Genomic DNA, 14793 nt, shown 5'->3' with positions numbered 1-14793 from the left:
AGATTTGAAAGTTGGTGATTGTGCTCCTTGTGTGATAGCGACGCCGGATTTCAATCAAATAAAGGCTAAATATCCTTATTATAAGAGTTATTGCTATCGTATTTGATGATAAAGAAACAGTTGAAGAATTCTCTGAAAAAGTAGCCTTAACCTACCCGGTGGGGATAGATTCAGAATTAAAGACAACTTATGGTATCGAAATGCAACAAGCTTCTGGTAAAATGATAGTTTATGATATTCTGAAAAACTAATTAAAGGCCTTATTTTTGCCCAAAATCAATAAAAATGAGAATAATTTCCTATAACGTAAACGGAATACGGGCGGCAATAAGAAAAGGTTTTTTAGATTGGATACAGCAGGCGAATCCAGATGTGGTGTGCCTGCAGGAGATAAAAGCCCAGCCAGATCAATTAAATTTAGAGGAATTTACCGATGCTGGTTACCCTTATCAATATTGGTATCCCGCGAAGAAAAAAGGATATAGCGGAGTAGCGATTTTAAGTAAAACCGAACCTAATCATGTAGAATACGGTACAGGTATCGATTATATGGATGATGAAGGCCGAAACATAAGAGCCGATTTTGGTGATTTTTCTGTAATGAGTTTATATTTGCCTTCAGGAACAAATATTAATCGTTTGGAGCATAAGCTTCAGTATATGGATGATTTTCAGCAGTATATTGATAGTTTGAAACAGCAAATTCCAAATCTGATTATTTGTGGAGATTATAATATCTGTCACGAAGCAATAGATATTCATGATCCTGTTCGACTTAAAAATGTGTCTGGTTTTTTACCTGTAGAGCGAGAATGGATTGATAATTTCATGAAAAGTGGTTTTATAGACAGTTTTAGGTATTTTAATGATGAACCCGATCAATATTCTTGGTGGAGTTATAGAGCCAATGCTAGGGCGAATAACAAAGGTTGGAGAATAGATTATAATTTAGTTGCAGCACCTTTACAAGAAAAATTAAAACGTGCCGTTATATTACCAGAAGCCTATCATAGCGATCATTGTCCTATATTAGTAGAGCTTGAATAATTAAATAAATTAACAATGAAAAGAACCCTATTGGCCATTTCAGGAAGTGTTTTAATGCTTACTTCCTGTGTTTCTTCAAAAGTGTATAAAGATCTGGAAAGTCGTCATGCCGATCTAAAACGGGATAACCGCGAATTAAAAAGCGAGTTAGATCGACTAAAAGGTGTTGATGAAGAGCTTGCGGAATTAAAAGCCGAACACGAAAGCTTAACTGCAGAAAGGGATAAACTTAAAAATGATCTGGCCAGTCTGCAATCTAATTACGAGAATCTGAAAAGTTCTTATGATGCTTTAGAGAAAAATTCTTCAGCAGCAATTGCAGAAAATTCCCGCCAAAATCGTGAGTTACTGGCACAGCTTGAAGAGAAAGAGAAAACGCTGGCAGCCGAGCAGGCCAGGTTAGAAAAGTTACAGAAAGATTTAGCGGCACGTTCGCAACGCATCGACGAACTGGAAGGCTTAATTGCGGCCAAAGATGCTAAAATGAACGCTTTAAAAGATGCAATTTCAAAAGCTTTAACCGATTTTGAAGGAAAAGGACTTACGGTAGAACAACGCGATGGGAAAGTATATGTTTCTATGGAAAATAAGTTACTTTTTAATTCTGGTAGCTGGGCGGTGAACGCTGATGGTCGCCAGGCGGTAAATCAGTTAGGAAGTGTCTTGGCCCAAAATCCGGATATTAGCGTATTAATAGAAGGCCATACGGATAATGTGCCTTATGGTGGTAACGGTCCGTTAAAAGATAACTGGGATCTTTCCACAAAAAGAGCCACAGCTATCGTACAGATTTTAAGAGAAAACAGTAATATCGATCCACAAAACTTAACCGCTGCCGGTCGTGGTGAATATGCTCCTGTTGCAACTAATGATACTGCAGAAGGAAAAGCGAAGAACCGAAGAATTGAGGTAATCTTAACGCCAAAATTAGATGAGGTAACGAAGCTTTTAAATGAAGTAGACTAATGTTTCTTTATCAAAATTAATTTTCTGCAGAAAGTTAATAATATTGAAATGTCCTTTTGAAGTTTTCAGAAGGACATTTCTTTTTTAATCTTTGTTTGAAATTCGCCATTTTCGGCGATTATTTTTTCTAAAAATTTTTAAAATGAAATACACTACATTACCAAATACCGATATAAAAGTAAGTAAGATCTGCCTGGGTACGATGACCTGGGGAGAACAAAATACTGAAGCTGAAGGACACGAGCAAATCGATTACGCACTGGATCAAGGGGTAAATTTTCTAGATACTGCTGAAATGTACTCGGTACCTGCAAAACCAGAAACGCAGGGAAGTACTGAAAAAATAATTGGTAGCTGGCTAAAGAAAACCGGGAGACGAGAAGATATTGTTTTGGCTTCTAAAGTTGCCGGACCTGCTGATATGGTTTCTCATATTAGAGAAAATATGGGCTTTAGTAAAGAAGCATTGAACGATGCTTTGAATAAAAGTTTAAAGCGTTTAAACACCGATTATCTGGATTTATATCAACTACATTGGCCAGAGCGTAATACTAATTTCTTTGGGAAACGTGGTTATAAACATGAAGAAGATGAAAAATGGCAAGATAATTTTAAAGAAGTTCTGGAGAATCTTCAGGAACTGGTGAAAGCAGGTAAAATTCGTCATATTGGGTTATCCAATGAAACTGCTTATGGACTAAGTAGGTTTTTAGAGGAAAGCCGACTTCATGATTTACCGAAAATGATCACGGTTCAGAATCCCTATAGCTTATTAAACCGAAAAGACGAAATTGGCCTTACCGAAGTGCTTCATCGTCAAAATGCTGGATTATTGCCTTATTCACCACTAGGTATGGGTACGCTCTCTGGAAAACACCTTAACGGAATTGTAGAAAATACACGGTTAAGTTTATTTCCGCAGTATAAAAGATATTCAGGTGAAGTAGCTGTAGCGGCGACCAAAGCCTATAAAGAAGTTGCGGTAAAACATGAACTTTCGATGACCCAAATGGCGTTGGCTTTTGTGAATCAGCAGCCTTTTGTAACCAGCAATATTATTGGTGCTATAAAAATGGAGCAACTTAAGGAAAATATCGGAAGTATCGATCTTGAGCTTTCTGCGGAAGTGTTGGAGGATATCGAAAAAGTACATGAAAAATACCCAAATCCGGCACCTTAAGATAAAAGTTGAAAGTGAAAAGTTGAAAGTTCAAGGTTTAACTCCAGAAAGAGGGAACTTTTTAAATTGAATGGTCTAAAAAATCCTGAACCTCAAATAATGCTTGAATACTGAATTTTTAATCCTAGTTATTTAGTGGAATGGTCTGGAAGGAGACTTTAGTCCTATGTGTGAATCATGTCACAATAGGTTTTAAGACATATTGCCGTTAGCACAAGGAAAAAATCAAGATCTTTTTAAAATTTTACGTAATAATTAAATATATTTATACGTAAAGCAATTTATGATGGATAAAAAATTGACATTAAGCCTCAGTGAAGGCATTATAGAAAATGCAAAAACATATGCAAAAGCCAATAATATTAGTTTATCAAAATTAATAGAATCTTATCTTGGATCTTTAACTAAAGAAGAAAAGAAAGAATTGGAAATTTCTCCACTTGTGAAAAGTTTAAGCGGTGTCATCTCGGTTGATGAGAACTACGAACCAAAAGATGATTATACAGAATATTTGATCGAAAAATATAAATGAAAAGAATATTAATAGATACTAATATCGTGATCGATTTACTTTCAAAAAGAGAAGGATTTTACAATGAAGCTGCAAAACTATTTACTCAGGCAGATAAACAAGAAATAAAACTAAGCATTTCTTCATTAACTTTTGCAAATACAAATTACATTCTAACCAAGTTAAAATCACTAAAGGAAGCCAGAGAAATTCTCAGAAAGTTTAAAGTACTTGTTGAAGTTTTAAGTTTGGATAATAAAATTATTGAATTAGCATTAAGTGACGAGAGTTTTCCTGATTTTGAAGATGGATTGCAATATTATTCAGCAATTGAAAATGATATTGAAATAATAATAACAAGAAATAGAAAAGATTTTAAAAACTCGAAATTACCAGTATTGACTGCTAAAGAATATTTGGCGTCTTAGTAATTTTTGCCAGTAGCTAACAAAGATGTTTTTAATCCTAGTTTTTCGATGTAATAGTTTGGAAATGTGAGGTATGTGGAGATGATTTTAATAACTGTATGGATTTTAAATATTCAGCGATTAAAAAGTAAAAAGACGCTTCGCTTCAGGAAACAAGAGTCAAGACGAAACATCTCGAATCGGGCCTCTCTCGAAATGATGGATTTTTAGTTTATAAACAATTTATATGCTGAACGCTAATAGCTAAGAGCTAAATTATAACGGAGCCACTAAACTCTCATGAACAAAAGATGCGCTTTTGTTTTTAGGTCGGACATGAAACCAATCACCGGTTTTCCCTAAAAGCTGAAGCGTATCTTTATTTTTTGCCTGTCCTAAAATTTGGGAGGTTGAAGTGTTAGGCTGATTGCGAAGGTTTGCGACACTACTTTTTGTAAGTAAACTGGTCGAATTTTTATCGAATGCTGTGATTTCTGGTGTGAAGTTTTCATGCTGGTAAACAAAATAGAGCGGATTTATTGCGCCACGCTTATAAATACCAAAATGCAGGTGCGGAGGGGTGGTTCTGGCATTTCCCGTATTGCCAACAAAACCCAAAGTGTCTCCTTTTTTTACACTTCCAGAGGTTTTTGAAATGCTATCCAAATGCGCGTAATATAAAGACTGTCCTCTTTTTGTATCTCGTAACCATACCTGTTTTCCACCCAGACCTTTTTCTCCGGTAAAACCAATACGGCCGTTGGTGGCTGCAAGTACAGGAGTCCCCCGGTCAGCAAAAATATCTATTCCCTCATGACTTCGGGCTCCGCCATCTCGTTTAGCTCCCCAATAACTCTGAATGGCACTGTTTTTTCCATCGGCTACCGGGAAAAAATAGGCCGGTTTTTTATTGAATTTCAGTACAAAGTCGGATTGCGTCTCTATCCCAGGCTGAATTACTATTTTATAAAGTCCAGATTCCTTAATTTCATATTGAAACATTTTCTGGTCAATTTCAGCACTTTCAATTTTATTGAAACTTTGAATGCTATCTAATGTCATCCGGTAAAAATCGATAAAAACAAGATCATTTACAGAATCGGTGAAAATTTCTAAATTAAAAACCTCTCCCGGATTTAAATTCATTTCGTAGGCATATACGGGAAAAGATCGGGGCATAAACTTCCCACTTTCGGCATAAGGCAATTCAATTTTTAAACTATCCTGCAAACCAATTTTAATTTGTCCTTCCCACAGCGAGAATAATTGATCTGATATATTGTAATCCCGTTTATAAATTTCTTTAGCACTGGGATTTGTAATAAAATCGGTCGCTTTGTTTAAGCGGGAACAGGAGGTGCAAATTAATGCTATAATGAGGTAATATATGCTCTTCTTTAAATTCAAATTCTCATTTTTTTCCTCGATATTCGAGATTAAGAAAAAGTTGGGGTGTTACTGTTTAAGAATTTCAGCATTACTCGCTACGTATTGTGTATCTTTAAAAGCAGCAATTATGCCATAATTATGCAAAAAGCTGACTCACCACATCTTCAATTTTGGAAACTTTAATCACCTGGATGTTATACGAAGCTTTTGGCAGTTTACTTTGTTTGGAAATCATGATTCTGGCAAACCCTAGTTTTTCGGCTTCTAAAATTCGCTGGTCTACACGGGTTACCGGTCTAATTTCTCCGGCAAGACCCACTTCAGCGGCAAAGCAACTGTCCTTTTCTATCGAAATATCTTCGTTGGAGGACAAAATGGCGGCAACAACGGCAAGATCGATCGCAGGGTCATCTACACTAATTCCGCCAGTGATATTAAGGAACACATCTTTTGCACCCAATTTAAAACCCGCTCGTTTCTCTAAAACAGCTAAAAGCATATTTAATCGCTTGGCATTATAGCCCGTAGTAGATCGTTGCGGAGTTCCATATACGGCGGTGCTTACCAAAGCCTGAATTTCGATCATTAGTGGGCGCATCCCTTCTAAAGTACTGGCAATAGCGGTGCCGCTTAGGTCTTCGTCATTTTTGCTGATTAATATTTCTGAAGGATTATTCACTTCTCGCAAACCGCTGCCTTGCATTTCATAAATTCCAAGTTCATGGGTGCTTCCAAATCGGTTTTTGTGAGAACGCAAAATTCGGTAAACGTGATTGCGATCACCTTCAAACTGGAGTACGGTATCCACCATGTGCTCTAAAACTTTTGGCCCTGCGATACTCCCTTCTTTAGTGATGTGACCAATCAAAATTACAGGGACATTACTTTCTTTGGCAAATTTTATTAGTTCAGAGGTGGTTTCACGAATCTGGGAAATGCTTCCCGGAGCACTTTCAATATAATCACTATGCAATGTTTGTATCGAATCGATGATTACTACTTCAGGAGAAACCTCTTCGATTTGCCTAAATATATTTTGTGTTTTGGTTTCGGTGAGAATATAGCAATTGGTGGAATTTGGATCAATACGCTCTGCTCTCATTTTGATTTGCTGCTGACTTTCTTCTCCAGAAACGTACAGTACCTTATACGGAAAGCTTAATGAAATTTGAAGTAATAGTGTGCTTTTTCCAATTCCTGGTTCTCCGCCAAGAAGTGTTAAGGAGCCGGGTACAAGTCCGCCTCCTAAAACACGATCTAATTCGTTATTTCCGGTTTTCCAGCGATATTGCGGTGCAGTTTCAATTTCATTTAAACGCAAAGGTTTAGCGGCTCTTTTCGCTTCGGTTTTTGCGGAAGATGTCCAGTCTTTTTTAACGGGTTTCTCTACAATCTCTTCAACTATTGTATTCCAGTCTCCACAAGAATTACAACGTCCCTGCCATTTAGAATACTGCGCGCCACAATTTTGGCAATAATATGCTGTTTTTACCTTCGCCATAGCCACAAAGATAATTAATACCCGTTGGCTTTTTTAATTTCATTGGCTCTTTCCAACATATAATCTGTTGTTAAGAAAGAGATGGGTTTTTGACTATAGGCTTTTTGATAGGTTTTCATGGCACGTTGCGGGTTGCCGGTTTCTTCTTCCCATCTGGCTTCAAAATAAGTGGCTAGCATCGTGTTTGGATAATGTTCTGCAGCCATTTTACTTAGATCTTTAAAATCATCCCAACGTTTGGTTTTTTCAATTGCCTGATTAATCGCCAAAAAATCATTTAGCCTAATTTGTTTCTGAAGACCAAAAAGTTCGTTGATCGTATTGTATTTATCTTGTAAATATTCTGAAAGGCTTATACTGGTTTGAAGTAATGTTGTTTGATATTCTTTTTGTGAAATTGGCCTGTAAATCTCAAAAATATTATCAATTGCTGAAGGAATTGCTTTTCCTACCAGGGAGTAATGGGTAGCTCCTTCAAAGTTATCAAAATTATAGTTTAGAAGTGTATTATTGACCTCTTGAAGCTGACTGTCAAAAGCTTTTATTGATTCCTGAAGTTGCGGAATATCATCTGATCCCGTGGCCAGGTAATACCATATTTTTTTATCGGTTTTTTCAAAAACCTCCCCTAATCTTACATTCATTTTAGGGGCATAATCCGGACTTAAATTGATGTAGGCGTCAAAAATCGGTTTGTCTTTTAAAAGATAAAAGTTCATGAAGTTAGCCGTAAGATCATGGCCAACGATTACATGAAAAGGGGCCACGCGATATTTGTTTGCGATGTTCTGCATTAATTCCATTCCCAAGAATTCAAAAAAAGCAGCACCATTTTCGCTAGGTAGATAACGGTCTTCATCATAATATGAGTCGGCTTCACGGCTACGACCCTGGTTTACACCAATTACAATCATCTCAGGAGCATCTTCCCAGTAGGAGTAATAATCGATCATCCCGGCAACCGGTTCAAACAGGTAATCGCCATCTAATACTAGCATTACGGGATAAAATTTTTCTTTGTTTTCTTCGTAATTTCTGGGTAGCTGAATTTTAATTTCCCGGCTGGTACCAAGCTTTTCAGAAGAGATCGTCTCATAGGTGGTTTGGGCAGAAATTATCCACGGATAGATAATGACTACCGCTAAAAGTAGTTTTTTAATCATAGGTGTTTATTTAGCGAGGATCAATATAAATAATTATTTCCTTCTGTTAAGGATTGGAAGGAAAATAAATGAAAGTCCCCCTAGAACAAGGTTTAAGAAGGTTTGGGAAGCCCAGACAACCCAGCCAAATGCTTCGCCACCCTGTCTGGAAATACTAAAAAGTGTTAAGACGCCAGCAATTGCAATAGGATAAACACCAATACCGCCATTAGTTACCGAGATGGCAAAAGAACCTACCACGAATGCGGCTAAAATGGCTCCAAAACCTACATTAGTAGTTTCAGGAATTGCAAAAGTGGCTACGTAAAACATCGTTACATACATGATCCAGATAAACAGGGTATGAAATATAAAAGCCCATTTTTGCCGCATTTTTAAAATGCTGCGCATTCCTTCAAGCAAACCTTTTGCAAAGTCTTTAATTTTACGAAGTAGCGGAAGTTTTGATTTTTTAATAAGTATTAAGCTAAATGTTCCTAGGATGACTAAGACTACAAAAACTCCTATTGTGAAAATGGGATTAATGTTATTCTCTGCAAAATAGGTAAGTACGTTATCGGTTTGAAGAATTACCGCAAGCGAAATAATGCTTAATAGAATAATTAAATCGGCAAGTCGCTCAGAAATTATAGTTCCAAATCCTTTTTCAACAGGAATATCTTCATAGGTTTTTAGCGTAGCAGCCCTAAGGAACTCCCCGGATCTTGGAATGCCTAAATTAGCCAGATATCCGGCCATTAAAGCCATAAAACTATTTATAAACTTAGGCTTGTAGCCTAAAGGCTCCAGCATGAACTTCCATCGGTAAGCACGTGAGAGATGAGAAAGAGTTCCTAAAACCAAAGAAAGGCCTACCCAAAAAGGATCAGCCTTTTTAATATTTCTAATAAGTTCTGCTCTTTCAGTCGGTGTTGCACTGTTGTAACTATACCAGATTAAAAAAATCCCCAATAAAAGGGGAATAATAGTTTTAAGTATTTTTTTAAGCTTGGTATTCAAAAAGTCAAATATTAGTTAAGCAAATTATTTTCTTCATTAGGGAAAACAATGGCAGGTTTAAAACTCTTAGCTTCTTCAAAATCCATTATGGCATAACAAATAAGGATAAGTACATCACCTTTGGCTACTTTTCTTGCTGCCGCACCGTTTAATGTGATCTCGCCAGAGTTTCTTGGTCCCGGTATGGCATAAGTTTCTAAGCGCTCCCCATTATTGTTGTTAACAATTTGTACTTTCTCACCTTCAATGATATTGGCTGCGTCCATCAAATCTTCGTCGATGGTGATGCTGCCAATATAATTTAGATCGGCACCAGTTACTTTTACACGATGAATTTTAGATTTTACTACGTGAACTTGCATGATTTTTAGTTATTGAGAGCAAGATTGTCAATTAGCCTAATATCTCCTGCATAAGCAGCAATAAAGGCGCGATAGGTCTCTCCCTCCCTTTTTTCGGTTAATTTTTTTAATGTTTTGGCATCGGAAATTTCGAAATATTCCAGTTCTAAAAATGGATAATTTCTAAATTGTTGTTCGACCCAATCATTTATATAATTTGCACTTTTTGTGCCAAAAAGCGTTTTTGTTTCTTTTAAGGTTTCAAAGATAAAGGCAGCCTTTTCGCGTTGCAAATCATTTAGTCGCTCATTACGGCTACTCCTTGCAAGACCCGATTCTTCTCTTAGGATAGGACAGCCAATGATCTCTACAGGGAGATGTTCTATTTCTGTAAGTTTCCTAATAATTTGTAATTGCTGATAATCTTTTTCGCCAAAGAAAGCTTTGTCGGGTTCCACAGTATTAAAGAGCAGTTTAACCACGGTGCCAACCCCGTCAAAATGTCCTGTCCTGTGTTTTCCTTCCATTACGATATCCAGACCTTCAAAATCAAAATGCTCAGAAACGATGAAATCACCATATAATTCATTAGCGTTAGGGGTAAAGACAAAAATTTCTTCAGAAACTTCTCGAAGTAAATTAATATCTTTTTCCAAATTTCTGGGGTATTTTTCCAGATCCTCAGGCTTATCGAATTGTGTGGGGTTCACAAAAATGCTTACCACAACCTGATCGCAGGATTTAATGGCTTCTTTTACAAGGTGTAAATGGCCTTCGTGCAAAGCCCCCATAGTTGGTACCAAACCAATGGTTTTACCGGTACGCTTTTTTGTAGCTAAGCTTTGCTTTAAAAGTTCTTTTTCTTTAAAAACCTGCATCGTAATTTAAAATTAACAGCGTGCAAACTTAATATATCTCTGGCAATCTGCATAAAATTTTGTAATTTTGCGTGTTTTTTGTTCGCAACCGCACTTTAAAGAAAAAAATATATGAAAGATAAGAGGATATTGTACGTCTCGTCTGAAGTTATACCTTACTTACCTGAAACCGAAATATCATCCACATCTTTTGAAGCCGCAAAAATGGTGAATAACATTGGAGGGCAAATTCGAATTTTTATGCCAAGATTTGGTAATATAAATGAACGACGCCACCAACTACATGAGGTTATTAGGCTTTCTGGGATGAATATGGTGATTAATGATTTAGATATGCCATTAATCATAAAAGTTGCTTCTATCCCAAAAGAAAGAATGCAGGTTTATTTTATTGATAATGAGGATTATTTTAAAAGAAAGGCAACCTTATCTGATGAGGATGGAAACCTCTTTGACGATAATGACGAGCGCGCCATCTTTTTTGCTAAAGGTGTGATTGAAACAGTTAAGAAATTAAACTGGTCTCCAGATATTATTCACGTACATGGCTGGTTAGCCTATATGCTCCCATTATACTTAAGGCATTATTACGGAAATGAGCCACTTTTCAAAGATGCAAAAATTGTGACTTCTATTTACAATGAAAACTTTGATGGCACGTTAAATGAAGAGATGAGAGATAAAATCTTGTTTGACGGTATGGAGAAAAGGGATCTTAAACACCTTAAGGAACCTAGTTTTGTGAATTTAGCCAAAACTGCTGCAGATAATTCAGACGCTGTTATTGTTGGTAGTGACGACTTACCAGAAAACCTGTTGGATTATCTAAAGAAAATTAATAAACCATTACTTCCGTATAAAACAAGAGAAGAATTCTCACAGGCTTATCAGGATTTTTACACAACAAAAATATTAGCGGAATAGTAATTCTTATTTACATGAATTTATATAAAGGGATTTTAAAAATAACAACAGTATTTGTTGTTATTTTTCTTTTAGCATCTTGCGATGAAGATTTTAGTACTATTGGAGGGGAAATTATAGAGAATCCTGCAGGTGTACAGTTAAGGGAATATGATGTTAATGCCTATACGGTAGATTTAAAATCTGTTCAGACCAATGTTGCTTTTAGCTCTGGTCAGAGTGTGCAAAACCTGAAGCTTTTAGGGGTTTATAATCATCCGGTTTTTGGACAGAAAACAGCAAATGTTTTATCTCAGGTACGATTGGGGACCACTTCTCCAGAGTTTCCAGAAGGAGCGGTTTTAGATAGTGTAATACTAAACCTGCCTTATTTTAGTACAGAAGTGGTTGAAGATGGTGAGACTGAATATGAGTTGGATTCTATTTATGGGAGTGGCGGCTTTAGATTGAGTATTAGAGAATCAAGATATTTTTTAAATAATCTGGACCCTTCAGAGGATTTTGAAAGAGCGCAAAAATATTATTCAGATCAACAATCTCTTTTTGAGCAGTTTCTTACAGATGATAATATATATGTGAACGAAAATTTTGTGCCTTCGCCAAATAGAATACGCTTTATTGGTGAAAATGATGAAGGCGAAGCAGATACTACTTATACTGCTCCAGCTTTAAGGGTTAATTTAAATAAGGATTATTTTCAGCAAAAAATTATGGATAAAGAGGGAAGTGCCGAACTATCCAGTATGAGTAATTTCTATGATTATTTTAGAGGATTGATGTTTAAGGCTGAGCCTAGAGGCAATACAGGTAATATGATATTATTCGATTTTTCCAGAAGTGATGCAGGTATCAAGCTATATTACTCTTATGAGGACGAAACAGAGAATGATGAGGGAGAAACTATAGCTGAAAAAGCGATTGATAGTCTGGGAATACGTTTTGGTGCTAATATCGTAAATACCTTTGAAGGAGAATATCCTGCTGAATTGCAGGAAAATATTGGTAGTAATTCAGAAAATCTTTATCTTGAAGGCGGTGAAGGTATGATAGGAGTGATTGAGCTTTTTAATGATGGAGATTTAGAAGACTTAAAATCCGAGAATTTAATTGTTAATGAAGCTAATCTCGAATTCTATATAAATAAGGATTTGATGAACGGTGCTACTACTCCAAAGCGTCTTTACCTTTATGATATTAATAATAATTCGGTCTTAGTTGATTATGGGGATCTTAATTCAAGGTCAAATGATCCGCTGAATGCCAGAACTATTTTTTCTTCTTTACCTGAAACAAATGAGAGTACCGGAGAAACTAAATACACTTTAAGGATAACACAGCATGTTATTAACCTTATAGAAAATGGTACTACGAATGTAAGACTTGGGGTGGTGATAACTTCAAATATAGAGCAGCTTGCTAATGTATCGGTAAGGGAAAGTACACCAGAACTTTCTGGAGATAATAATTTAGAGATGGTTCCTGCCAGTTCTACTATTACTCCTGAAGGGGTGGTTTTTTATGGTTCTAATGCTTCAAACGAGGATACACGACTTAAATTAAGGGTATACTATACAGCGACAGACCTATAACCCAAATCTTATATGTGCGGAATAGTAGGATACATTGGGCATAGAAATGCTTACGATGTTGTTATTAATGGTTTAAAGCGACTGGAGTACCGTGGTTATGACAGTGCTGGTATAGCGCTTTATGACGGGGAGGCTCTAAAAGTTTGTAAGACCAAAGGAAAAGTTGTTCATCTGGAGAAAAAAGTCCAGGAATCCATAACCTCAAATGGTTCTATAGGAATAGGGCATACCCGATGGGCAACCCATGGAGAACCAAATGATGTGAATTCACATCCCCATTTATCAAATTCTGGTAATCTGGCGATCATTCATAACGGAATAATCGAAAATTACGATGCCCTTCGAAAGGAATTAAAAAAACGCGGTTACACTTTTCAGAGTGATACCGATACCGAGGTTCTTGTAAATCTTATAGAAGATGTGATAAAGAACGAAGGGGTTAAATTAGGCAAAGCAGTACAAATTGCTTTAAATCAGACAGTTGGAGCCTATGCTATCGCTGTTTTTGATAAAAGAAAGCCAGATGAAATAGTGGTAGCCAGGTTAGGGAGTCCCCTTGCTATAGGTATTGGAGATAATGAATACTTTATAGCCTCTGATGCTTCTCCGTTTATCGCTTACACCAACAATGCCATCTATCTTGAGGATGGAGAAATGGCTGTAGTAAGACAAGGTAAAGAGGTAAAAGTTCGTAAAATTTTAAATGACTCTGAAGTAGATGCCTACGTTCATGAATTACAGCTTAATTTAGAGCAGATTGAAAAAGGTGGTTATGATCACTTTATGCTTAAAGAAATTTACGAACAGCCTAATGCTATTCGTGATACTTATCGGGGTCGCTTACTTGCTGATAAGGGTATTATAAAGATGGCGGGGGTAGATGATAACCTTGATAGGATCGCAAAAGCCAATCGTATTCTTATTGTAGGATGTGGTACTTCCTGGCATGCCGGTTTAGTTGCTGAATATATTTTTGAAGACATGGCACGTATTCCTGTAGAGGTTGAATACGCTTCAGAATTTAGATATAGGAACCCTGTAATTACCGAAAACGATGTGGTGATCGCTATTTCTCAAAGTGGGGAAACTGCAGATACTATGGCGGCTATAAAGTTAGCTAAGGAGAAAGGAGCTTTTGTTTTTGGGGTTTGTAATGTGGTTGGATCTTCAATTTCTCGGGAGACTATGGCAGGTGCTTATACTCATGCCGGGCCGGAAATTGGTGTGGCTTCTACCAAGGCTTTTACTACACAAATTACGGTATTAACCTTAATGGCATTAAAGCTTGGGAAGTACAAAGGAACAATTTCTAACTCCGATTTTAGATTACATTTACAGGCGTTGGAAGCTATTCCAAAAAAAGTAGCAAAATTATTACAATCGGATAAAGTGATTAAGGAGATCGCTGCTACTTATAAAGACGCCAGGAACTGTATTTACTTAGGTCGTGGCTATAATTTTCCTGTGGCTCTTGAAGGGGCTTTAAAACTTAAAGAAATTTCGTATATCCATGCTGAAGGTTATCCTGCAGCCGAAATGAAGCATGGTCCAATCGCACTGATCGATGAGGAAATGCCGGTAGTGGTCATCGCTGTTAGAAAAGGACATTACGAAAAGGTTGTGAGTAATATCCAGGAGATAAAATCCAGAAAAGGCAAAATTATTAGCGTAGTTACTGAAGGAGATGTAGAAGTTAAGGAACTTGCAGATCATGTGATCGAAATTCCTGAAACAATCGAGGCTCTTACGCCTTTATTAACTACAATACCATTGCAGTTGCTTTCTTATCATATAGCAGTACTGCTGGGTAAAAATGTAGATCAGCCAAGGAATCTGGCCAAATCGGTAACTGTAGAATAAGGGAAATGCCAGGTGATGATTTCTTATTGCAGCGTGTA

General features: G+C 36.7%; 14 protein-coding genes. 8 read left to right on the top strand and 6 right to left on the bottom strand.

Features of this window, described 5'->3' with window-relative positions; all coding sequences use genetic code 11:
- Positions 1 to 285 precede the first annotated feature (285 nt).
- The 5 genes from ZPR_RS21455 (at position 286) to ZPR_RS21435 (ending at position 4132) form a co-directional block, all read left to right on the top strand.
- The gene (locus ZPR_RS21455) at positions 286 to 1047 is read left to right on the top strand and encodes an exodeoxyribonuclease III (RefSeq protein ID WP_013073890.1); all 762 of its coding nucleotides are present in this window, start codon (positions 286 to 288) and stop codon (positions 1045 to 1047) included.
- 15 nt (positions 1048 to 1062) lie between these two features.
- Positions 1063 to 2013, top strand: a complete 951-nt coding sequence (locus tag ZPR_RS21450; protein WP_013073889.1) for an OmpA family protein — start codon at positions 1063 to 1065, stop codon at positions 2011 to 2013.
- Between the two features lie 142 nt (positions 2014 to 2155).
- Complete coding sequence (locus ZPR_RS21445; protein WP_013073888.1) at positions 2156 to 3193, top strand: NADP(H)-dependent aldo-keto reductase; 1038 nt, start codon at positions 2156 to 2158, stop codon at positions 3191 to 3193.
- A 286-nt stretch (positions 3194 to 3479) separates the two neighbouring features.
- A complete protein-coding gene (locus ZPR_RS21440) occupies positions 3480 to 3725 on the top strand; it encodes a DUF6364 family protein (RefSeq protein WP_041580175.1) in 246 nt (81 codons plus the stop codon).
- Entirely contained in the window at positions 3722 to 4132 is a 411-nt protein-coding gene (locus ZPR_RS21435) for a type II toxin-antitoxin system VapC family toxin (RefSeq protein WP_013073886.1), read from the top strand. The genes ZPR_RS21440 and ZPR_RS21435 overlap by 4 nt, the downstream gene beginning before the upstream one ends.
- 255 nt (positions 4133 to 4387) lie before the next feature.
- Here ZPR_RS21435 and ZPR_RS21430 read toward each other — a convergent pair whose 3' ends face one another.
- The 6 genes from ZPR_RS21430 to panC form a co-directional block, all read right to left on the bottom strand.
- Positions 4388 to 5518 (bottom strand): M23 family metallopeptidase, encoded by a 1131-nt coding sequence (locus ZPR_RS21430; RefSeq protein WP_013073885.1) that lies wholly within the window; start codon positions 5516 to 5518, stop codon positions 4388 to 4390.
- Positions 5519 to 5636: 118 nt separating this feature from the next.
- The gene (radA, locus tag ZPR_RS21425) at positions 5637 to 7001 is read right to left on the bottom strand and encodes a DNA repair protein RadA (RefSeq protein WP_041579342.1); all 1365 of its coding nucleotides are present in this window, start codon (positions 6999 to 7001) and stop codon (positions 5637 to 5639) included.
- Between the two features lie 14 nt (positions 7002 to 7015).
- A complete protein-coding gene (locus tag ZPR_RS21420) occupies positions 7016 to 8164 on the bottom strand; it encodes an alpha/beta hydrolase (RefSeq protein WP_013073883.1) in 1149 nt (382 codons plus the stop codon).
- A gap of 33 nt (positions 8165 to 8197) precedes the next feature.
- On the bottom strand, positions 8198 to 9163 hold the full coding sequence (locus ZPR_RS21415; protein ID WP_013073882.1) for a lysylphosphatidylglycerol synthase transmembrane domain-containing protein: 966 nt from the start codon (positions 9161 to 9163) through the stop codon (positions 8198 to 8200).
- Positions 9164 to 9174: 11 nt separating this feature from the next.
- Positions 9175 to 9525, bottom strand: a complete 351-nt coding sequence (gene panD, locus ZPR_RS21410) for an aspartate 1-decarboxylase (protein WP_013073881.1) — start codon at positions 9523 to 9525, stop codon at positions 9175 to 9177.
- Positions 9526 to 9530: 5 nt separating this feature from the next.
- The gene (gene panC, locus ZPR_RS21405; RefSeq protein ID WP_013073880.1) at positions 9531 to 10382 is read right to left on the bottom strand and encodes a pantoate--beta-alanine ligase; all 852 of its coding nucleotides are present in this window, start codon (positions 10380 to 10382) and stop codon (positions 9531 to 9533) included.
- A gap of 111 nt (positions 10383 to 10493) precedes the next feature.
- On the opposite strand from panC, the gene ZPR_RS21400 reads away from it, so the two are divergent.
- From ZPR_RS21400 to glmS, 3 genes are read left to right on the top strand one after another with little or no spacing between them, the layout of a single operon-like run.
- Complete coding sequence (locus ZPR_RS21400) at positions 10494 to 11306, top strand: glycogen/starch synthase (protein ID WP_013073879.1); 813 nt, start codon at positions 10494 to 10496, stop codon at positions 11304 to 11306.
- 14 nt (positions 11307 to 11320) lie between these two features.
- On the top strand, positions 11321 to 12895 hold the full coding sequence (locus ZPR_RS21395; RefSeq protein ID WP_013073878.1) for a BamH family beta-barrel-assembly machinery protein: 1575 nt from the start codon (positions 11321 to 11323) through the stop codon (positions 12893 to 12895).
- A gap of 12 nt (positions 12896 to 12907) precedes the next feature.
- Positions 12908 to 14755, top strand: a complete 1848-nt coding sequence (gene glmS, locus ZPR_RS21390) for a glutamine--fructose-6-phosphate transaminase (isomerizing) (RefSeq protein WP_013073877.1) — start codon at positions 12908 to 12910, stop codon at positions 14753 to 14755.
- Positions 14756 to 14793 lie beyond the last annotated feature (38 nt).

The organism is Zunongwangia profunda SM-A87 (genome assembly GCF_000023465.1).
GTDB lineage: Bacteria > Bacteroidota > Bacteroidia > Flavobacteriales > Flavobacteriaceae > Zunongwangia > Zunongwangia profunda.
The sequence above is the reverse complement of the archived record's forward strand: the minus strand, read 5'-3'. Positions and strand labels throughout refer to the sequence as shown.

Bases quoted from the DNA above. Each gene is read 5' to 3' on its own strand.
- ZPR_RS21440 (WP_041580175.1), top strand. From the start codon at position 3,480: ATGGATAAAAAATTGACATTAAGCCTCAGTGAAGGCATTATAGAAAAT.
- ZPR_RS21450 (WP_013073889.1), top strand. From the start codon at position 1,063: ATGAAAAGAACCCTATTGGCCATTTCAGGAAGTGTTTTAATGCTTACT.
- ZPR_RS21455 (WP_013073890.1), top strand. From the start codon at position 286: ATGAGAATAATTTCCTATAACGTAAACGGAATACGGGCGGCAATAAGA.
- panC (WP_013073880.1), bottom strand. From the start codon at position 10,382: ATGCAGGTTTTTAAAGAAAAAGAACTTTTAAAGCAAAGCTTAGCTACA.
- ZPR_RS21395 (WP_013073878.1), top strand. From the start codon at position 11,321: ATGAATTTATATAAAGGGATTTTAAAAATAACAACAGTATTTGTTGTT.
- panD (WP_013073881.1), bottom strand. From the start codon at position 9,525: ATGCAAGTTCACGTAGTAAAATCTAAAATTCATCGTGTAAAAGTAACT.
- ZPR_RS21445 (WP_013073888.1), top strand. From the start codon at position 2,156: ATGAAATACACTACATTACCAAATACCGATATAAAAGTAAGTAAGATC.
- radA (WP_041579342.1), bottom strand. From the start codon at position 7,001: ATGGCGAAGGTAAAAACAGCATATTATTGCCAAAATTGTGGCGCGCAG.
- ZPR_RS21400 (WP_013073879.1), top strand. From the start codon at position 10,494: ATGAAAGATAAGAGGATATTGTACGTCTCGTCTGAAGTTATACCTTAC.
- ZPR_RS21435 (WP_013073886.1), top strand. From the start codon at position 3,722: ATGAAAAGAATATTAATAGATACTAATATCGTGATCGATTTACTTTCA.
- ZPR_RS21420 (WP_013073883.1), bottom strand. From the start codon at position 8,164: ATGATTAAAAAACTACTTTTAGCGGTAGTCATTATCTATCCGTGGATA.
- glmS (WP_013073877.1), top strand. From the start codon at position 12,908: ATGTGCGGAATAGTAGGATACATTGGGCATAGAAATGCTTACGATGTT.